15 protein-coding genes and 1 pseudogene are annotated in these 20,516 nt (G+C 61.6%); 4 read left to right on the top strand and 12 right to left on the bottom strand.

Features of this window, described 5'->3' with window-relative positions:
* Positions 1 to 72 precede the first annotated feature (72 nt).
* From BLU52_RS24750 to hflK (BLU52_RS24765), 4 genes are read right to left on the bottom strand one after another with little or no spacing between them, the layout of a single operon-like run.
* Positions 73 to 1,992 carry a cation-translocating P-type ATPase gene (locus BLU52_RS24750; RefSeq protein ID WP_090287741.1) on the bottom strand — a complete coding sequence of 640 codons (1,920 nt, stop codon included), beginning with the start codon at positions 1,990 to 1,992 and terminating at the stop codon, positions 73 to 75.
* Complete coding sequence (gene hflK, locus BLU52_RS24755; RefSeq protein WP_090287743.1) at positions 1,989 to 3,038, bottom strand: protease modulator HflK; 1,050 nt, start codon at positions 3,036 to 3,038, stop codon at positions 1,989 to 1,991. Before hflK (BLU52_RS24755) ends, BLU52_RS24750 begins: the two co-directional genes overlap by 4 nt.
* Complete coding sequence (gene hflC, locus BLU52_RS24760) at positions 3,035 to 4,081, bottom strand: protease modulator HflC (RefSeq protein WP_090287745.1); 1,047 nt, start codon at positions 4,079 to 4,081, stop codon at positions 3,035 to 3,037. Before hflC ends, hflK (BLU52_RS24755) begins: the two co-directional genes overlap by 4 nt.
* Positions 4,078 to 6,039, bottom strand: a complete 1,962-nt coding sequence (gene hflK / locus BLU52_RS24765; RefSeq protein WP_090287747.1) for a protease modulator HflK — start codon at positions 6,037 to 6,039, stop codon at positions 4,078 to 4,080. Before hflK (BLU52_RS24765) ends, hflC begins: the two co-directional genes overlap by 4 nt.
* A 210-nt stretch (positions 6,040 to 6,249) precedes the next feature.
* Between hflK (BLU52_RS24765) and lpdA the strand changes: the two genes are divergently transcribed.
* A complete protein-coding gene (lpdA, locus tag BLU52_RS24770) occupies positions 6,250 to 7,650 on the top strand; it encodes a dihydrolipoyl dehydrogenase (RefSeq protein WP_090287750.1) in 1,401 nt (466 codons plus the stop codon).
* A gap of 91 nt (positions 7,651 to 7,741) precedes the next feature.
* Here lpdA and BLU52_RS24775 read toward each other — a convergent pair whose 3' ends face one another.
* Positions 7,742 to 8,215, bottom strand: coding sequence for an Lrp/AsnC family transcriptional regulator (locus BLU52_RS24775; protein ID WP_090287752.1), 474 nt, complete (start codon positions 8,213 to 8,215; stop codon positions 7,742 to 7,744).
* Positions 8,216 to 8,359: 144 nt separating this feature from the next.
* Between BLU52_RS24775 and BLU52_RS24780 the strand changes: the two genes are divergently transcribed.
* Positions 8,360 to 8,989, top strand: a complete 630-nt coding sequence (locus BLU52_RS24780; RefSeq protein ID WP_090287755.1) for a LysE family translocator — start codon at positions 8,360 to 8,362, stop codon at positions 8,987 to 8,989.
* Here BLU52_RS24780 and BLU52_RS24785 read toward each other — a convergent pair.
* The 7 genes and pseudogenes from BLU52_RS24785 to BLU52_RS24815 form a co-directional block, all read right to left on the bottom strand.
* Positions 8,986 to 11,125 (bottom strand): annotated as a pseudogene (locus BLU52_RS24785) (hypothetical protein). The gene BLU52_RS24780 and the pseudogene BLU52_RS24785 sit on opposite strands and share 4 nt — an antisense overlap.
* Positions 11,112 to 12,296 (bottom strand): DUF3142 domain-containing protein, encoded by a 1,185-nt coding sequence (locus tag BLU52_RS24790; RefSeq protein ID WP_090287757.1) that lies wholly within the window; start codon positions 12,294 to 12,296, stop codon positions 11,112 to 11,114. The pseudogene BLU52_RS24785 and the gene BLU52_RS24790 overlap by 14 nt, the downstream one beginning before the upstream one ends.
* 140 nt (positions 12,297 to 12,436) lie before the next feature.
* Complete coding sequence (locus tag BLU52_RS24795; RefSeq protein ID WP_090287759.1) at positions 12,437 to 13,264, bottom strand: class I SAM-dependent methyltransferase; 828 nt, start codon at positions 13,262 to 13,264, stop codon at positions 12,437 to 12,439.
* Entirely contained in the window at positions 13,258 to 14,412 is a 1,155-nt protein-coding gene (locus BLU52_RS24800; protein ID WP_090287761.1) for an acyltransferase family protein, read from the bottom strand. The genes BLU52_RS24795 and BLU52_RS24800 overlap by 7 nt, the downstream gene beginning before the upstream one ends.
* Complete coding sequence (locus tag BLU52_RS24805) at positions 14,409 to 15,284, bottom strand: class I SAM-dependent methyltransferase (RefSeq protein WP_090287763.1); 876 nt, start codon at positions 15,282 to 15,284, stop codon at positions 14,409 to 14,411. The genes BLU52_RS24800 and BLU52_RS24805 overlap by 4 nt, the downstream gene beginning before the upstream one ends.
* On the bottom strand, positions 15,281 to 16,585 hold the full coding sequence (locus BLU52_RS24810; protein ID WP_090287765.1) for a glycosyltransferase: 1,305 nt from the start codon (positions 16,583 to 16,585) through the stop codon (positions 15,281 to 15,283). Before BLU52_RS24810 ends, BLU52_RS24805 begins: the two co-directional genes overlap by 4 nt.
* The gene (locus BLU52_RS24815) at positions 16,579 to 18,207 is read right to left on the bottom strand and encodes a glycosyltransferase (protein WP_090287767.1); all 1,629 of its coding nucleotides are present in this window, start codon (positions 18,205 to 18,207) and stop codon (positions 16,579 to 16,581) included. Before BLU52_RS24815 ends, BLU52_RS24810 begins: the two co-directional genes overlap by 7 nt.
* Positions 18,208 to 18,633: 426 nt before the next feature.
* Here BLU52_RS24815 and BLU52_RS24820 point away from each other — a divergent pair, with 426 nt between their 5' ends.
* A complete protein-coding gene (locus tag BLU52_RS24820; RefSeq protein ID WP_090287769.1) occupies positions 18,634 to 19,548 on the top strand; it encodes a GDP-mannose 4,6-dehydratase in 915 nt (304 codons plus the stop codon).
* Positions 19,545 to 20,516 carry a GDP-mannose 4,6-dehydratase gene (gene gmd, locus BLU52_RS24825; protein ID WP_090287771.1) on the top strand — a complete coding sequence of 324 codons (972 nt, stop codon included), beginning with the start codon at positions 19,545 to 19,547 and terminating at the stop codon, positions 20,514 to 20,516. The genes BLU52_RS24820 and gmd overlap by 4 nt, the downstream gene beginning before the upstream one ends.

Genomic DNA, 20,516 nt, shown 5'->3' on the forward strand with positions numbered 1-20,516 from the left:
GTCTTCCAGCCGATGACGGCTTGAAATGGAGCGCCCTCTCTACCAATGACTGCTAACTTCGCCGGCAGTTCGTTACAAATCGTTTCGAAGCTCATCATCTATTTTCACCAACGGTTCCTGAAACCGCAGCAAGCGCCCAGCATTACCGAGCACCAGCAAGGTGCTGAGGTTGTGCAGCAGCGCAGCGATCATCGCCCCGGCCGCACCGAGCCAGCCAAATGCTGCAAAGACGACGATTGCCAGCGTCCAGCCCAATCCGATGATCACGTTGACCTGCAAGGTCTTGCGGCACTGGCGGCTGAGTCGCACACAGGTGCCGAGCCGGCGCAGGTCGCTACCGATCAACACGATATCGGCCGAGGCCAGCGCGATGTCCGCGCCGCCCGCGCCCATCGCCACGCCAACTACGCCAGCCTTAAGTGCGAGCGAGTCGTTGATACCATCGCCAACCACCATTGGCCGGAAGCCGCTGTCGATTTCCTTGAGCACGCGATTGAGTTTGTCTTCCGGCAAGGCCTGCGCTTCGACCTCGTGCAGGCCGACATCCTGTGCCAGCGAGTTTGCGACGCTCTGACGATCGCCGGTCAACAAAAGCTGCCGGCCGAGACCCAACTCACGCAATTCACTGAGGGCAAAGCGAGCCTCCGGTTTCACGCTGTCGGCCAACAGTAGCCAGGCAAGAAACTCACCGCTCAAGGCCAGCCCGGCAATCGGCCCATCGTGCTCTGGGACGGGCGTGGTACCGATGCCCAACTGCGCGAACAGCTCCGGGCGTCCGAGTGCCGCTTCGCCCTGCGCGGTCATGGCAACAACGCCGAGACCCTGCCGCTCCTGAATATCGCTCAAAGGCAAATAGTCTTGCGCAGTGACGAGGCCGGCCAGGGCGCGGCTGACCGGATGACTGCTGGCGGCGCCGAGGCTGGCCGCCAAGGTCTTCGCCGCCGCATGATCCGCTGCTGCGCCGGTGATCGATTGCAGACGCAAAGTGCCGTAGGTCAGCGTTCCGGTCTTGTCGACCACCAAGGACGTCAGATCCGCCAGTTCCTCAAGGAACGCCGAGCTGCGGATCAATATGCCGTGACGCGCCGCTACTGCGACGCCGGCAATCGCTGTGGCAGGTGCCGACAACACCAGTGCGCATGGGCAAGCGGCAACCAGCACTGCAAGCATCGCCTGTGCATCGTTGGTGATGAACCAGGTCACAGCGGCCAGCAGCAATACCAGGATCATGTAGCTGCCAGCGTAACGTTCAAGCAGTCGAGTGATCGGCGGTTTCGAGCGTTCGGCGTTCTGCATAAGTGCGATGACTTTGCCCAAGGTCGACTCGTCACCGGTGCGCGTCACCTCGATCCGCAGTAATCCGTCGAGGTTGATCGCGCCACCAAACACGCTCATGCCGACGCCCGCCTCGACCGGCACCGATTCGCCAGTGATCGACGCGGTATCGAGACTGGCCTGACCGGAGAGAACCCGACCATCCGCTGGAACGCGATCACCGGCCCGCACCTCAACGGTATCGCCGGGCTTGAGGGTGCCGTTGTCGACTTCGATGACCGAGCCGTCCGCCTGGATTTTGCGCGCATGGCTGCGCGTCAGTTGCCCTAGCGCGTGAATCGCTTCCTGCGAACCAATGACGCTGCGTTCCTCCAGCACATGGCCGAAGATCATGATGATCGGCAACAACGCCGCCGTGAGCAGATCGCCTGTTGCCCAAGCGCCAAGCATGGCCAGCGCAATCAATTGATCGGTAATGCCATGCAGGCTCGGATAGCGCAGGCTGTACCACGCCGAGCGCATCACCGACACCCCGACCATCAATGACGCAAAGCCCAACAGCAATTGGCTGACCCCGGTTTGCTCCGGCAGCCACCAACGCCAGATCAGGCCGAGCCCGAGCAAACCGAGCGCAAGCATGGCCAGGGTCAGTTGTCGTGCGGCGCGGCGTTGTTCGACCGAGGACAACAGGCTCGGCGTGGCGGTGGTCGCAGTCATTGGCTGGCTCCCTGAATGATCAGGCGGGAATCGTCTTTCGGGTTAACCGTGGTCACCGAACCGGCCTGGCCGAAAATCTTCGGCACGCGCTCGCGATACAGACGCAAGAGCAACTGCGGGTCGGCACTTTTGGCCAGGCTCGCAACCGTGGCGGTATCTGCCGACGCTTTGGCCAAGCGCTCGCCGGCCTGGGCGTGGGCAATCTGCAGCGTACGGTCGGCTTGTTCGTTGGCGGTCTGGGTGAGCTTTTCCGCCTCGGTGCGCGCGTTGGCAACGGCTCTGTCAGCTTGCTGGCTGGCGGTCAGGACCGCATTGAAAGCGCTCACCGCCGGCTCCGGCAAGCTCGATTGCACATCGACCCGCGCCGCTTCGACACCAATCCCCTGCCCGCTCGCTTTCAGTTCAGCCAGGCGCTGATTGATCGCTCGAACCAGATCACCGCGCAACCGCTCACGGCGCTCGGCGGCCTGGCTGTCCGCACCGATCAGCTCCGGACGAGCAACCAGAATGGTGTCCAGATCGCGCGCGGCGGTCAGTGCCAATGCACTACGAGTCACCAGCCGATCCAGTGCCGGCAAGACATGATCGCCTTGCAGAACGAAATCATACGGGGCGCTGACTTTGTAAAACACCCGCACATCCAGCTGTACGACACCGGCATCACCGGTCAATAAATAGCCAGAGCCCGCCAGCGCATCGCTCAACGGCGTGGCAAACGAAGCGACCCGATCTGCCTTTAAGGCCTCATCGCTGCGCAACAGGTTTTCCACGCGCCGTTCGATCACCCGATCCGCTGCCGGCAGCAGGACCACTTGTTCGAACGGCTGCGGCCAAGCCAATAGCAGGCCAGCATTCTGAATGCGATCCAGCGCCCCGAAATGCAAGACCACTGCGCGATTCTGCGGGTCGATCTGCCGCACATTGGAAAACACCCAAGCCAGCGCAGCCAGCACCGTCACCGCGTACAAGGCAAGAAATGCCAGGCGCCCAGCCTGAATCCATGGACTGTTCAATGTTTGTGTTCCACGTGGAACGTCATCAGTCATGGCTGTAATCCGGCTTTATTGTCGAGTGCCGGCGGCCCGTCGACCAACACGCGAAACGGCGCCGCATCGGTCCGCAAAATCAGTTTGGTTTCTGGCGTGACGATCGTGCCAAGGGTGTCGAGCGAGCGCAGCAAGTTGTACAGCTGCGGTGAACTGGCGTAGGCGCGGCCATAAATCTGCGCTGCTTCGACGCGGGATTGCGCTTCGATGTCGGCGGCTTTCACCGTCGCATCAGCCTGCACGATGCGTGCGTCGCGTTCGGCGGCGGAACGGATTTGCGCGGCTTCACGTTTACCGATCGCCGTGCGTTCGGTGGCAATCGTTTCACGCTCCGCACGCATGCGATCGACCGTGGCGGTGAGTGTGACGGATGGCAAGGTCAAACGCTCGATGCCGACTTGCACGACGCGCACGCCGTAAGTAGCGAGTAGCTGCTGATCGATCTGTTGGCGCAACTGCCCCTCGAAATCGGCGATGCGCACTTTGCTGGCATCGGTGTTGACCAGGCTCGCCAGGTCAAAGCTGCTGGCAGTGGTTTCCAGCGCCGAGCCGACAAAAGTGCGAATTTGTCGCGCGGCTTCATCCGGCTGGTTTTGCACGGCGCGCATGAAACGCTGCACATTGTCCGCGTCGCCCTGCACCTGCCACGCCACGTAAGCCTGAACGATGATGCGCAAGCCGTCACGGGTACCGACATCCTGCAAACCGCTGGAGGTGGTACGCAAACGCAGATCCACCGGAATGGCCGCCTCGAATGGCGCCGGCCAACGCCAGCTCAGGCCCGGATCCAGCAACACTCGCGCTGGATTGCCGAAGCGTGTGATGACTGTGGCTTCGCCGGAGCGCACTTGCACAAGGCTCGCCGCTGCAACCGCAAATGCAACCAGCAACGCTGCCCAGCCCATGCGCCGCCACAGAAACGGGCCAGCCTCTTGCGGCGCACCGTGGTGGTGATGGTGATGCCCGTGATGGTGGTGATGCCCGCCATGGCCGTGATCGTGGCCGCTGTGGTCATGCGAATCGTGAGTAGGCGACTGGCTCAATGGGCAACTCCTGGTTGAGCGTTGGTGCGTGCGGGCGTCGGGTCAGCAGGCAACGTGAAATGACGCAGGTCGATGGTTGGGGCGTTGGTGGTGCCGCCCAGTCGGTGATCAAGGATCAGCAGCGGCGCTTTACTGAGACCTTGGCTGAGCTGACTGAAATATTGCTCAAGCACAAAGGCTTGGCTGGCATTCGCGAAGGCCTTCTGTTCGGCGCCGAATTTCAAATCCGCTGCCTGCGCTGTGGCACGGGTTTCCCGCGCGTTGGCAGTGGCTAGATCGCGCGCCAGGCTGGCCTGCAATTGCGCCTGGTTGCTTGCTTCCGCGGCGGCACCCCGCTCGCGGGCTATCAACGCCTGCGCGCCGATCTGCGCGGCTTGCACGCTGTGATAAGCATTGGCTGCACCGGCCGGCGGATGAATCGCTTCGACCACCGTGGCGAGAATTTCTACGCCGCTGTTGAGTGAATCCAGATCGCTTTGCACCGCGCGACCGATCTCCTTGGCCAGGTCGACGCGGTCCTCACCGAGCAAAACGTCCAGCGTACGCGAGGCAAAGTCGTGCACCAGAATCCGGCTGGCGGTGCTGCGAATCAGCGTCGGCACGTCGGCGTTGTTATAGGTAGCGGCCAACGCGGCCTGATCGCTCAGGCCGATGCGATAGACGAAACGCACGTCCATGTTGACGATCTGGAAGCTTTGCTGCTCACCGCGACGGCTGGCGATGACTTGCGACTTGTCATTGACGTGACTGGCGTCCCACAAACGGTTGACTGTCGCCGGTGCCGGACCTTCGGCAGGGTCGGCTTGCAGCGGTGCGGGGTTCTCGCCGACGCTGGTCGCCAGTTCATGAACCACGCCGTTTTCAACGCTCAACACGCGCCCCAGCGGCCAAGGCAACCCCACCTGTAAACCGGGGCCGAACACCTGCACCGGTTTGCCGAAACGTTCGTAGATACCCCGGCCCTGCAAGGGAATTTCATGAATGCCGGTAAGCAACCAACCCACCGCCGCCACCAGGGCCAACACCGGAAACAATGCCCGGCGCATAAAACTGAACGCCCAGATCTGCCGAAGATCGATGCCAAATCGGTTGTGCAACTCATGCTGCAAAGCGAGCAAGGGTTGCGGCGGCCAGCGCAGCATATCGGCGACGAAACTGCGCGCCAGCAGCGTCGGTTCGAGCTGCTCGCGGCGTGGGCTGAACAGCGAAAGCACCGCACGCAACAAGAATTCAACAGCAACGAGACCCGGCAAGAGCCCGCTCAGCACGGCGACACGCACCGGCCAGACCGCATTTTCTCCAGCGAACAACAAACACAGCGCGCTCAATATCAGCGTGATGATCGTTACCCGCGTCAATTGCGCCAATGACCCCGCTTCCGGCCATTGCGCCGGGTTCTCTTGGGCCAGCTGCCGTTCGAACACCAGCAAACCGAACGCCAACAGCAACCCCAGCGCTGCCGCCACGGTGGCGGACAGGCCCACCGCCACGCTCGGCAATGTCAGATTCCACGCTTGTTCAACGCTGAGCAGCGCCAGCAACGCCCAGCCGGCTAACCACAAGGTCGCCGCGCCAATCTGGCCGAGCAGATGCAGACCGCGCTGGCTCAGGCGATCAAGCAATCGCTCGTACCAGCCTTCTGCTGGCGAAAATTGCTCGTCTGCGAGCGCAGTCGAGGGCATGGGATCGATCGCCCGTACACGCCATTGCGTCAACCACCAGGCCGACTGCAAACCTGCAACCAACACCAACAACGCGGCACTTTGATTGAGCAATAACGGTTGCCACAATGATTGCGGCGCGAACAACCCGACAAACAGCGCCACCACCACGCCCGCCCCTGCCAACCCGCCAAGACCCAGCGCCCAGCGTCGTAGCCGCCGGCCCTGAACGGCTGCCTGCTGGAACCGTGGCAGTCCGGCCACTTGCGTGCCCTCAACTTGCAGATCGACTTGCATATCACCCCAAACTGAATGGCCTGCGTTTGTGTCGTTACGATATAACGAAAAGCGTGAAATATTCGTCCATATTCGCGCTTATTCAAAGAGGCCAAACCTCTCGTTTGCCTGAAGCCTTGACCGAAATGTCTGAACGCGCACATATTACGCCCGTAATTTTATTTCATGACTAACGTCAACAATCCTTATCCATCGGGCAGGAGCAAGCGCATGAGCAACTATGACGTAGTGATTCTGGGCGGCGGTCCCGGCGGTTATAACGCAGCGATTCGTGCTGGCCAGCTGGGTCTCAGGGCCGCTTGCGTGGAGGGGCGCGCAACGCTCGGCGGCACCTGCCTCAATGTCGGCTGCATGCCTTCAAAAGCCTTGCTGCATGCCTCGGAACTGTACGAGGCTGCGATGGGTACGGAATTCGCCAACCTCGGCATCGAGGTCAAACCGACCCTGAACCTGGCGCAGATGATGAAACAGAAAGATGAAAGCGTCGCTGGCCTGACCAAGGGCATCGAGTTTCTCTTTCGCAAAAACAAAGTCGACTGGATCAAGGGCTGGGGCCACATCGACGGCCCTGGCAAAGTCAGCGTGACTGAGCATCAGGGCAACAAGGTCGAACTGACCGCGAAAGACATCATCATCGCCACCGGTTCAGAGCCCACTCCCCTGCCCGGCGTCGAGATCGACAACCAGCGCATCCTCGATTCCACCGGCGCGTTGTCCTTGAGTGAAGTGCCCCGCCATCTGGTGGTCATCGGTGCCGGCGTGATCGGTCTGGAACTCGGATCTGTCTGGCGGCGGCTAGGCGCGCAGGTAACGGTGATCGAATACCTCGACCGCATCTGTCCCGGTGTCGACGCTGAGGCGGGTAAAACCTTGCAGCGCGCGCTGGGCAAACAGGGCATCAACTTCAAACTGAGTTCGAAAGTCACCAGCGCTACGTCCTCTGCCAGCGGCGTGCAACTCAACATTGAGCCCGCCGCCGGCGGTAGCGCCGAGTTACTGGAGGCTGATTACGTGCTGGTGGCCATCGGTCGCCGTCCCTACACCGCAGGTCTGGGGCTGGAAAATGTCGGACTGAGTACCGACAAGCGCGGCATGCTTGCCAACAAACAACACCGCACCGAAGCTCCCGGCGTTTGGGTGATCGGCGACGTGACGTCAGGGCCGATGCTCGCGCACAAGGCCGAAGACGAAGCCATGGCCTGTATCGAGCAAATCCACGGCAAGGCCGGCGAGGTCAATTACGAGCTGATCCCCAACGTGATCTACACCCGGCCGGAACTGGCCAGCGTCGGCAAGACCGAAGAGCAACTGAAAGCTGAAGGTCGCGCCTACAAGGTCGGCAAATTCCCCTTCACCGCCAACAGCCGGGCGAAGATCAATCACGAAACCGAGGGCTTTGCCAAAGTCCTCGCCGACGAGCGCACCGATGAAGTGCTTGGCGTACATCTGGTGGGCCCGAGCGTCAGCGAAATGATTGGCGAGTTTTGCGTGGCGATGGAATTCAGCGCCTCGGCTGAAGACATTGCCCTGACCTGTCACCCGCATCCGACCCGCTCAGAGGCGTTACGCCAGGCGGCAATGAATGTTGAGGGGATGGCGACACAGATGTAAGCGTTGAACGGCTATCGCCATCGCCAGCAGGCTGGCTCCCACAATGGATGGTGTGGGAGCTAGCCCTGCTAGCGATGAAGGCACCCCGTTTTCAGGCCGGTAGATGCCCCAGCGGTAAAGGCCCGGGCGTCTTCACCGTGTGAATGGCGAAGTTGCTGCGAATGTCGCTGACTCCCGGCAGTTTCAATAGATGACTGCTGACAAAACGGTCATAGGCACGCAGGTCCGGCACCACCACTTGCAGCAGGAAATCCGACTCGCCCGACACCAGAAACGCTGAAATCACCTCCGGCAATGCGGTAACGGCGGCATAGAACGCATTGGCCCGTTCTTCGTTGTGCCGCTCGACCTTGACCCCGACAAACACCGTCAGCCCCAGTCCGACTTCATCTCGATCGAGGTTGGCCTGATAACCGCGAATCACCCCTGCCTCTTCCAGCATCCGCACCCGGCGCAGGCACGGCGAGGCCGACAGGCCGATTTCCTCCGCCAGTTCGACATTGCTCAGGCGGCCGTTGCGTTGCAGCGCGGCGAGAATCTTGCGATCGAAAGCGTCAAGTTTCATGGTTGGCAGATCTCGATTGTTTTGACTTGGAAAACCAGCAGGTTATGCCAAAGCACGACGCTTTTGAAGCGGACTACGCAAGCACCTGCGCCCGCCTTCGGCCCTAGAATTGGCCGACCGAATCCGCTGAAAAAGGGCTGCAACATGACCAATCTCTGGCTGTTTTTCCTCGCATTGGCCGTGGTGCTTTTATTGCCCGGCCCGGACATGATTCTGTTGCTGCAGACCGGCGCCCGTCAGGGTCGCGGCCCGGCACTGGCCACCGCCATTGGTCTGGGCGTCGCTCGCGCCTGCCATGTAGCGCTCGCCGCATTGGGACTGGCGGCGCTGTTCAAGGCTGCACCATGGACCTTCGAGGTGGTACGCCTTGCAGGCGCGGCGTATCTGCTGTGGATCGGCCTGCACTGCCTGCGCAGCACCTTGCTGCCGCCGCTGAACGCTGAAGCAGGTGCCGACCGAAACGGGCAATGGCGCACGGCCATTCGTCGAGGCCTGCTGACCAACCTGCTCAACCCCAAAGCGTTGCTGTTCTGCTCGGTGCTCTTGCCGCAGTTCATTGTCAACGACGGTACGCCGGTGCTCAGCCAGTTTGCCGTGCTTGGCGGGTTGCTGGTCGGCACCGGCCTGCTGTTCGACAGCGCGTATGCCCTGACCGGGGCCGCGCTGGGCCGTTGGTTACAACATCATCCAACGGCCCAGCGCGTACAGCAGTGGCTGTTCGGCAGCCTGTTGATCGGCTTCGCCGTACGCCTGACCTTTGTCCAGCAAGCCTAGCCTTTGCCCCCCTTGCGCCGTCGGCGGCTGATCAGCAGCAACGCCGCAGCGACCACCAGCGCCAACGCGCCGATCTGCACTGGCCACTTGTACGGCCGCAGCGACGCGCGTACGGCATCGGTAACCTGCGTCACGTAACGCTTGTCAGCGTTCTCGAAATCCGGGTACGGGCATTGATTGCCGAAATCCACCGCCCACGGTACGTATGGGCCTTGCCTGACGTAACGCTGATACAGCGCGCTCTGGTCTTCCAGGCTGCTGTTCCAGCCGGCCGCATTGCACAACACCGCGGCAAAGGCCTGACTGGTATGCGGCAGGTTGTCGGCGGCGCGGCCCGCCAGTTCGGTGGCGACAAAACGATAGTGGTAACGCTGATCCGGCTGCGCAGCGCTGGCATGCTGGCGTTGCACTTCTGCTTCGGATACCAGCGGCCCGACCTTCAGCTCGGCGCTTTCCAGGCTGTAATTGCCGCCGAACGTGGCGTAATCCGGGGCCATTTCGTAACCGAGAATATCCATGCCCCATTCGCGGGCCGTCCACGCGGCGTTGTACAAGGCACTCGCGCGTTTGGTAGGCCACCACGCGGCGTCGGCCTTGAGGCGTTGTTCGCCGTAGAGGCGCGCCTTGTTCTGCAGGTCCGGGTTGTCGAAGTAAACCACTGCCTCCTGATAATGGCCTTCGCGCAGCAGGCTGCCGACCGAGCAGATTGCGCAGGCTGGCAGCCACCGGCAGCGGCACATAGTTGTCGCGCTGCTGCGGGGTCAGCGCTGGCGGCGCAGGGACGTTCTCGTCGACGTAGCGTTTCAGCTCATCGACCGTCAGCACGCGCTCGGCCACAGTCGCGGCATCGAACCAATAGACGCTGTTGCTGCGATACAACTGCACGAACGCTTGCAAGTACTCGCCGCGTTGCAACGCCAGGATCGCGCTCTCGCCTTCGACCCGGCACTTCGGCTGCACGGTTTCAAAGGCCCAGTCCGGTGTGCGTCGGTAACCCCAGTCTTCAGTCTGCGGAAAGGCTTGCGCGGCTTTCGAATACGCCGCGGCAGCGGCCGTTTTATCGCCGTCACGCACGGCCAGTTTGGCTCTTAACCACCACGCGAGACCGCCGTCTCCAGCATTGACCAGAAAGGCTTTGGCGCTTGCGTAATCACCCTGTTGATAACTCATCGCCGCCAGACGATCAGCATTGTCGAGGCTGCCACGGGTGCTGTTTTGCAGCAGCGTTACCAGTTTCTTTTCGTTCGGTGGCTGATCGCCAAACGACCAGCCCTGCCGACTGACCAGCGATGCCGTGACCAATTGCTGCACCGCTTTATGCTCGAGCAGTTTCGCCAGTTCAGCCTCGGGCAGCTCCGCCAATTCATTCATCAATTGTTTCAGCGAGGTGTAACCCACCGCCGAACCGTGCAGGTTCTGCGCTTCGTACAATTCGATGGCGCCGCTCCAGTCACCGGCGCTGCGCAGCACCCGTGCTTCCTCGCCGAGGCTGGCCACGCCCAGTTCCAGCGGATCACTGAAGCCATCGACGCTCAGCTGCCGCGTCTGGCGGTACGCCGCGCCTGCCTGCTCCAGTGCGGAGATCGCATCAGTGGCCTCAGCGCTCGCCGCCAGCCATGTGCGGCCCAGTGAATAGGCCGCCCAGGTGCTGCGCAGCGGACGCTGATCGGCTGGCAGCGCCAGCACTTTGTTGAAGTATTCGATTGCCTGTTGATGATCACCGGTCGCAAAGGCTACGGCGCCGGCAACGTACCAACGGATTTCCGCGGGAAGACTGGCGCCCTGTACTTCGACCTGGCGCGCATCGGTCAGACCGCGCAGTCGTTTGACCAAGGCTTGCTGCTCGGCGCTCAGGCCTGCCTGCTCGGCTTGTTCCCGAGCGATGGCGGCAGCGTTTTCTTCGCCGTACATATCGTTGGGATTGTGCGTGATAGCGGTCGCGTTCTTCAGTCCGGCGATGGTTTTACCCAGACGACTGAGCTCGAAATTGAAGTTGCCTTCGGGCAGATCGGCCAAGGTCTGACCGCGATCGTCGAGCAGGCGCATCGGAAAATCCGGCCCGCAGGCCAGCGCCGAACCCAGCGGCAGGCTGAGGCTCAGGCAAAACAGATGACGCGGCCAGTTACGGGACAACATGCGAACCTCCTTGATCAATATTGGCGCAACGCGCCCAACCGATGGCGCGTTGTCCGCCCGCCGGCAAGCGGCCGTCGCGCAGGCGGGTGAAGGTAAGCAGATCGGCACTTTGTTGCAACGAGTAACCAATGAGCGCATCGGCGCCTTCGCAGTTTTTTGCCTTCAGGACGATTTGCGCAGGCCAGGCACTGTCGAGATTGCCCGAGTTGATGAGCTGGATGTCGTAGAGGCCGGCGTGTTCGCTGAGCGTCACGCTGAGCCGACTGTTCAGTTGATTGCCACGGGCAACCGCCGCCAGCGTAGTCAGGCTCCAGGCGCGACGGTCATTGGCCAGCGGCAGGCGGAACCAGATCAGCCCGGCCAGGTGCTTCGGCGGATCATCGCGTAATGTTTGGCCGAGCCGGCTGAGTTGCAGCGGATCGGCAAGCAGTTCCCGACGCTGACCGCCCCGCTCCAGTCGTACTTCGCTTTCCACCACCGGTGCCCCACCGTCATCCGGCAACAACGCCACGCCATAGGCAGGCAGTGCCAGATAGAACGGCTTGTCAGTGATGCGGGCCCATGCCCTGGTCCACTTCAGCGCTTGCTCGGGATCGAACAGACCGCGCCGAGGATCGCTGACCGCATGCACTTGCAGCACGCTGCTGTCGACAGTTTGCAGCAGCGCGGGCAGTTGCGGACTGTCGAGCCAAGCCGGCAGCGCGGTGATGCTCAGCGGCAACGTCGTCGGCAATGCCGAGCGCAGCTGTTTGAGGAATTCAGCGTAGGCCGGCAAGCGCGCGCTACCGGCGTCGTGGTCGATTTCGATGCCGCTCACTGTCAGGCCCTGCGCCTGCCAATCGGCGAGCACCTGCAGAATCTGCGCGGTGACGTGCTCCTGATCCAGCGCCTTGAGTTGGCCGTCGAGCCGCACTACCGCAATCAACGCCCGGCCATCGGCCTTCAGCAACGGCGCATCAATCCGCGCCCGGCTCCAGCCTGCGTTCGGAAACGCTTGCAACGCCAGCACCCGCAGCGTGGAAAAATCCGCGCGGCTGTCGCGCAACGCTACCTCGTGGGCAGGTGTCCACTGGCGTTGCCATACATACAGTTGCTGGTCGAGGGGCGGCGCATCCTGCGGTTTGCAGGCACACAGCAGCATCAAAATACATAGACCGACGAGACGCCGCATACCTTGCAGATCCTTGAAAGCGAGACCGCAAGGTTACACAAAACCCCTGAGCGAGCCTGCTCGCGATAGCGGTGCGTCAGTTAAAACTGTTTCGACTGACTCAACGCTATCGCGAGCAGGCTCACTCCTACAGGAATGTGTCAGGGCTTGCGCGCGATGATGACCTGACTTTTCGCTACGACCGCATCCAGCGCCTGCTTGATCTGTGCACCGCGCGGCGAATCCAGCAGCGCTTGCCAGGTTTCGGCCCAGTGGTTGAGCAACGGATGGTCCGGATTGCTGAAATCGACTTTGGCTTCCCAGAACAGCAGCATCCACATCGACCAGTAAAAACCGTACTGGCTGTGACTGATGATCTCCAGCCCGGCGTCGCTGACCAGCGTCTTGAACTGTTCTTCGCTGAGGATGCGGATGTGGTTGGGCTTCTGGAAATACTCTGCCGCGGCAATGTCCTTCTGCAGGTCTTCAGAGCTGGGATGCGGCACGCTCAACAGGTACAACGCACCCGGTTTGCCGACGCGCACCAGCTCGGCGAGAAACTGCGCCGGGTCGTCGACGTGTTCGATCACCTCGGTAGACACCACGCGCGTGGCCGTCGCATCGGCAAGCGGCAGCGGGTTGCAATCGGTGACGTGGCATTCGACGTCCCGCGCCGGAGTATCGCTCAGGCGTTGACGGGTCGCTTCGACCTTGGCCGCGTCGATGTCAGCGATGATGATCCTGGCCCCGCGCATACCGCAGAAATGCACGTTGCCGCCGTCGCCACAACCGACATCCAGCAACGTATCGTCGGCAGACACCACGAAGCCTTTGAACAGCTCGTTGGTTTCCTGGTTGAACCAGCCACTGAGCTTGGCATCGTACAAGCCGAGCATGTACGGATCGACTTTGCTGGCGACCGGCGCAACAGATTGCGTCGACGCCGGGGCTGGCGTCGCCGCCGTGAGTTTTTTCAACAGGCTCAGCATGAGGTGACTCCAGAGGCAGGGGCGGCGGATCGCGCGGTACCGAGGCGTCGCACCAGTGCGGCACCGCGGTTGCGCATGGGCATTTCGACCAGACGGTAATTCAGTTCACTGAGCAACACGATCAGGCCGAAGGCGATCAGCAGCGTCAGGATCGGGTGGCCGGCGGGGCTGGGCAGACCGGCGCTTTGCAAGCGAAAGATCAGCTCTCGCACCAGTTGATAGGCCGGGATGTGGATCAGATAGATGCCGTAGGAACGGCTGCCGACCCATCCCAGCAGGCGCTGCAGCGCACCGGCCGGCATCAGATAGTTTCGATCGTACGAGGCGATCCACACCAGAACCGCGCTGAGCACGGCGATCGAACCGATGCGATACCAGGCGAAGGTGAAGCGGTCGGTGGCCATGAAACTCAGCAGCGCAGCGATCAGGATCAACGCGCCGATTCCCAGCCAGGGCCGGCGCAAAACATCCGGTCGCCAGCGTTGATAGCCCGGCTGCGCGCTCCACATCGCCAGCAGCACGCCGAGGGCCAGCGCATCGGTACGCACCACCATCAGCAACGGCGTACGCAGCGTAAAAATCTGCACCGCGATCAGCGCCAGCAGCACCCACACCAGATGCTTGCGACAGAGCACGATCAGCAGCGGAAACAGCAGGTAGAACTGCTCCTCCAACGCCAGACTCCAGTAGACGAAACTGCTGCCATATTCATAGCGGAAGAAGCTGTCGGCGAAGCGAAAGTTGGCGTACTGAAAGACCCCGGCAAGGGTCGCTTGCCAGTTCGCCGACAGCGTACCGAACGCTCCCGAACGGTTGACGAACAGGCACGCCAGCAACATCAGCGCCAGCCACAGCCAGGCCGAAGGCAACAAGCGAAAGGCGCGGCGCAGCCAGAAGTTGCGCGTCTGCTGCCAGTATTGCTGGCGACTGGTGCAGCCTTGCAAGGCCGGGATCAGGCTGCGCGCGATGACAAAACCGGAGATGGCGAAAAACAGGTCGACGCCCCACCACGGCTGCGCCCAGGCATGGATTGTTGTCAGCAGCGGCACGGCATCGGTGAACAGGCTGCCTTGCAAGTGGTGAAACAGCACGCCCAATACCGCGATGGCGCGCAGCACTTCGATGTCCATGATGCGTTTGCCGCTCATGGCGCATCCCCGGCATCGAGTGGCTTTCGAGCGATGATCACCTGGCTCTTGGGCAGGAAGCTGTCGAGGGTCTGTTTGATCGCCAGTCCGCCAGGCTGCGTGAGCAAGTCCTGCCAGGTTCGCGCCCAGCTCTCCATCAACGGCATGAACGGCGGCTGGATGCGGTCACGCACCGCACCACCCGGATCACGTCCGGCGGCGCGTTCGCCGGCCCAGAAAAAGATCATGCCCATCACCCAGAAGAAGCCGCTGGCCTGACGATGCTCGATCACCAGGCCCGCCTCCTCCACCAACGCGGCGAAGCGCTCTGCGCTGAAAATCTGCACATGGTTGGGTGACTGGTAGTAGCTGGCCGGGGCGATGCCTTTCTGCAGATGTTCACCGGCAGGTGCCGGGACGCTGAGCAGATACTGCGCGCCGGGACGTCCCATGCGCACCAGCTCGGCCATGAACGGCTCGGGTTCGGCGATGTGTTCCAGCACTTCCATGCACACCACCTTGCTCGCGCAGCCGTCCGCCAGCGGCAACGGCAAACTGTTGCTGACCAGACCAAGACTGGCTTTTGCGCCGTGTGCCTCGACCTGCTGCGCAAGGTCACGCACCTTGTCGTGTTCGCTGTCGGTGAAGATCACCGAAGCCCCCTGACGCACGGCGAACAGCGTCGCCACGCCTTCGCCGCAACCGACGTCAAGCACACTGTCGTCGGCGGTTATCGCAAAGCCCTTGAGCAGCTCGCCGCTGTCGTTGAGGAACCAGCCGTCGAGCACCGCGTCGTGCAAACCGACATCGCGCGGCGACAGCGTTGCCGGCGTTTCCGCCACAGGTTGCGCGGCGCGTGCCGGCAGCCATCGCGCGAGCAGTCGCCTGATCATGCGAGCGAAGCTTGTGCAGGCAACGGCGCGACGGCGGGCAACGGCGACTCGAGGAAGGCGCGCAAGCGTTGCTCGGTGCTGGCCTGGCTGCAGAAGCGTTGCAGGCTTTGCACCGCTGCACCCGACATGGCGGCATAACGCTGCGGATCGTTTTTCGCCACCGCGTAGCTATCGCGATAGGCCCCACACAATGAATCCCAAACGGTCATGTAACGCAGGGTGCGGTACGCCGCGCGCGGGTCGTGCGGCCAGGCCGTGAGTTCTTCGGTGAAATCGACCAGGAATGCGTTGTCGCCGCTGATGTAATCGGCCATCGCCGTGTTGACCGGGGCAATCGCCGGTTTACCGCAGGACATGAATTCCATCAGCGGCAAGCATTGGCCTTCGCCATAGGAACTGTTGACCACGTAACTGGTGGCCTGCACCAGCGCCTCGTAGTCGGCGTCGGCCAGATAGCCGTGGATCAGCACGATCCGGCACTGATAAAACTGGTTCTTGTACAAGTGATGGAGCATGTCGGTCAGTGCATTGGCGATGTCGTGATGCGTCAGCTTCAACACCAACGTCGCATCGCTGACCTCGCGAAACGTGGTGCAGAACGCACTGATCATGTCCTGCCAGTTCTTGCGTCCGTCGTAAGGGTTGAACACCGAGGTGTAGACCACGCCGTCCAGCTGCAACGGGCAATCCTGCGCCGGTGCGTCAAAGGATATGGGTGTGCCCTCGCACAGCCCCGGTGGGCCATACGGACGCAGATCCGTCTCGCGACTGTCGATCAGCAATCCGCGCAGATTGAGCGTTATGCCCTCCACCACCGGTCGCTTGAGCAATGCCTCACCGCGCGCGGCAAAACGGTCCCACACCGGCGCGGGAATCGCGCACACCGGATAGTCGGCCCCCATCACATCGCGCACCGCGTTGACGGTGAACATCGAATGGGTGATCGCCCGGCCGCACGCCTGCAAGACCACGCGCCAGTCATGCCGTGGTTCACCCTGCCAGCTCTCGGTGGGGATGGTGCTGAACTCCCAGGCGAACACCGGAATGGTAGGGCATGCGTAATGAATCGGCGTGCGATGCGGCGGCGAGAACGACAGAAAAACGCAGTCCTCGCCGCGACTCTGGCAGTCGAAATACAAGCGGTCGACCAGTTCGTCAGGGTTGCTGACTTCGATCACCTGACCAATCCGCTCCAGCACCGGGCGGAACTCCTTAAGCACGAAGTAATAGCTGTACTCGGGCCGTCCGAGGTTCTGCTGGATGTTGCTCTTGTTGGTTTCCGAATGAATGATGATCAGCATGAGGCCGCCCCGCTCTTGATTGCTACGGGCGTCATTTCACCCGGCGCCTGCAGGTCGAAAAACGTTTTTACGCGCTGCTGCACCGGCGCTAAACCGCAATATTCACGCATGCGTTCACTGGCCGCGGCCGCCATTGCCTGATAGGCCTCTGGTTGCTGTTTGGCCATGGCATAGCTGTTTTCATAAGCGGCTTTCAATGAGCCCCAATCAGGGCGATGGCGCAGGGTGCGATAGAGAATGCGCACGTCTTCCGGCCAGATGGTCGGCTCGCGGCTCGATTTGACGATGAAGCCGACACGTTCGTCGATGTAATCGCCCATGGCGGTGTGGTCAGGCGCAATCACCGGTCGTGCGCAGGACATGAATTCCATCAACGGCAGGCACAACCCTTCGCAACGCGACGCGTTGACGTAAAAACTGGCGGCGCCATACAGGCGGGCAAACTCCTCGTCCTCGAGATAGCCGTGCATCACCACCACCCGGCAGGCAAACGGCGACAGTTGCGAAAGCAACGTGATCAGATGAACGTAGTAACTCGACAGATCGTTCTGGGTGATTTTCAGCACCAGCGTGGCGTCTTCGACATCGCGCATGGCCCAGCAGAACGCGGTGATCAGGTGATGCCAGTTCTTGCGCCCGTCCTCTGGATTGAACACGCTGACATACACCACACCGCTGACGTCGACCTGCACCTGTGTGTCGGTGTCGGGCAGTACGGCTTGCGGGTGTTCGGCCTGCTCTTGCGCTTGCTCCACCGTGACGGGCAAGCAATCGACAGCAGGCGCGGGCGCATCGGCGAGCGCCTGCCGGTCAGCCCCGGTGAATAGATCACTGAGCGCTTCGCGATACCACTGCAACAGGTTGTGCTTGAGCAGAAACAGCGGCCGGTGCTCGGAAGGCGTCGTCAGCGCCCGGTAGCCCTCACGCAAATAATGCTTGCTGATCAAAAGCCTTCGCCGCAGGGTCAGCTCGGGCGGGGGTTCCGGCTCGGGCGGCGGCTCATCGGCTGGTTCAGCGAGGCCCCGGATCTCCAGCTCCTGTTCATTGTGAATCGGTGCGATCAAGCCATCGGCCGACAGGCCCAATGCGCGGCTGTCGATGATGCAGCCCTTGATCTGCAAGGTACTGCCGGGGTTTACCGGGACACTGGGGTAGTCCTGGCGCACTTGAGCGAAGCGTTCCCATAGCGGCGTGGGCAATACCAGTACCGGGAAATCTGCACCGAGGCTGCGGCGAATGGCCTGCGCGGTGTGGGTGGACAAGGTGATTACCCGGCCATGGCGCGCGAGCATCGGGCGCCAGTCCTGGCGCTCATCGCCGGCGGCGAATTCGCTGGGGATCGAGTCATACTCCCAGGCAATCACGCAGACCATCGGGCATTGCAGCCCGGTCGGCGTTTTGTGTGGCGGCGCAAACGACAGGAACAGGCAGTCTTCACCGGCCTGACGCAATTGCAGATACAACGGATCGACGTCGTCAGGCGAGGCCACCACATGCACCTGGCCAAGGCTTTCCAGCACCGGGCGATAGGCCTTGAGCACGAAATAGTAACTGTATTCCGGCCGCCCCAGACTTTGACTGATGGAGCGATCGTTGACGTCCGAGTAAAGAATGAAATTCATGGCATCCCACGATGAAGCAGCCGTCCCGGCAACCTCATGCTGTGACGGCCGGGCACGGGTTTCAGCCGGCATTGCCGCTGCTGATCCCAGCTACCTCAGACACGTCTTCGTTCTTGTTTTAGTGGTCGGTTTCACCCTGTTGCGCAATACCCGCAGCGAACCTGGGGAATGGCGACGAGGGCCATTCTAAACACATCCATCGCAGCTCCGGGAACCGCCCGCCGAGAATAAATCCGGCTACGCTGACGAGAACTGACCGGTCACGGTTTGCCCTGTTGAAATTGCCGCGCAATTGGCACAGATTGGGCACAAACAACTACAACAACGGACTTCGCCCGTCTTTCAACCGGTTTTTCCATCGGTCTGACAGACCTCTCCTTAAACTCTGTGGGAAAGTGCGCAAGTTCAAGACCAAGGGGTCGCTGCTTGAAAAAACGTCTGTTCGTCACGGGCCTTACCGGTTTCGTGGGACAACATCTTCAGTCTCGTCTGGCCTCGCCTGATTCGACATGGGAGCTGCTGCCTGCCGCAGCGCCCTACGACCTGACGGATGCCGAGAGCCTCAGTGATCTGTGGCCGCAAATGCCCGACGCGGTGATTCATCTGGCCGGACAAACTTTCGTTCCTGAAGCCTTCCGCGATCCGGCACGCACCCTCGCCATCAATCTGTTCGGCACCCTCAACCTGTTGCAGGCGCTCAAGGCCCGTGGCTTCACTGGCACGTTTCTGTATGTCAGCTCCGGCGATGTCTACGGACAGGTCGGCGAAAGCGCTTTGCCAATTACCGAACAGCATCCGCCCTGCCCGCGCAACCCGTATGCCGTGAGCAAATTGTCCGCCGAGTTTCTCAGCCTGCAATGGGGCCTGAGCGAAGGCTGGTCGGTGCTGGTCGCGCGCCCCTTCAATCACATCGGCAGCGGGCAGAAAGACAGCTTTGTCATCGCCAGTGCCGCGCGCCAGATCAACCGCATCAAACTTGGCCTGCAAGGGCCACAACTGGAAGTCGGCGACATCGACGTCACCCGTGATTTTCTCGATGTCGGCGATGTGATTTCGGCCTATCTGGCGCTGCTTGAAAGCGGTACGGCCGGGCAGGTCTACAACATTTGTTCAGGACGCGAGCAAAGCATTCGCAGCCTGATCGAACAGCTGGGCGACCTTGCCGAGGTCGAGTTGCAACTGGTGCAGGACCCGGCGCGGATGCGCCGTGCCGATCAGCGTCGCGTTTGCGGCAACCACGCAAAACTGGCCACAGCCACCGGATGGGCGCCGGCCATCACCACACAACAATCCCTGCGGACGATCCTGTCCGACTGGGAGACGCGAGTACGACAAGAATGACCAAAAGTGCACTGATCACAGGGATCACCGGCCAGGACGGCGCGTATCTGGCCAAATTGTTGCTCGACAAGGGCTACACGGTTTACGGCTTCGTCGCCCGACGCAGCAGCGATTCACGCTGGCGTCTGCGCGAAACGGGCGTCGAAGCCGACATCGTCTATCTGGACGGTGACATGGCCGATGCGTGCTCGGTACAGCGTGCAGTCATTCAAGCCAAACCCGACGAAATCTATAATCTCGCCGCGCAAAGCTTCGTCGCCGCCTCGTGGAATCAGCCGGTGACCACCGGCATTGTCGACGGCCTGGGGGTCACCCATCTGCTCGAAGCGATCCGCCAGTTCAGTCCGCACACGCGCTTTTATCAGGCCTCGACCAGCGAAATGTTCGGCTTGATCCAGGCGGAGCAGCAGGACGAAAACACCCCGTTCTACCCACGCAGTCCGTATGGCGTGGCCAAGCTCTACGGCCACTGGATCACCGTCAATTACCGCGAAAGTTTCAACCTGCACGCCAGCAGCGGCATTCTGTTCAACCATGAATCACCGCTGCGCGGCATTGAGTTCGTAACGCGCAAGGTTACTGACGCCGCCGCACGCATCAAGCAGGGCAAACAGCAGGAGCTGGCTCTGGGCAACATCGATGCGAAACGCGATTGGGGCTTTGCCGGTGATTACGTCGAAGCCATGTGGCTGATGCTGCAACAGGACAAGCCCGACGATTTCGTGGTCGCCACCGGCGTCACCACCACGGTGCGGGAAATGTGCCGGATCGCCTTCGATCACGTCGGCCTCGACTACCGCGACTTTGTGAAGATCGACCCGGCGTTCTTCCGCCCGGCCGAAGTCGAAGTGCTGCTCGGCAATCCGGCCAAGGCGCAGCGGGTGCTGGGCTGGAAGCCGAAAACCGACCTGGATACCTTGATCCGCATGATGATGGATGCGGACATGAAACGCGTCGCCAAGGAGTAG

The sequence above is a fragment of the Pseudomonas granadensis genome (assembly GCF_900105485.1).
Classification (GTDB): domain Bacteria; phylum Pseudomonadota; class Gammaproteobacteria; order Pseudomonadales; family Pseudomonadaceae; genus Aquipseudomonas; species Aquipseudomonas granadensis.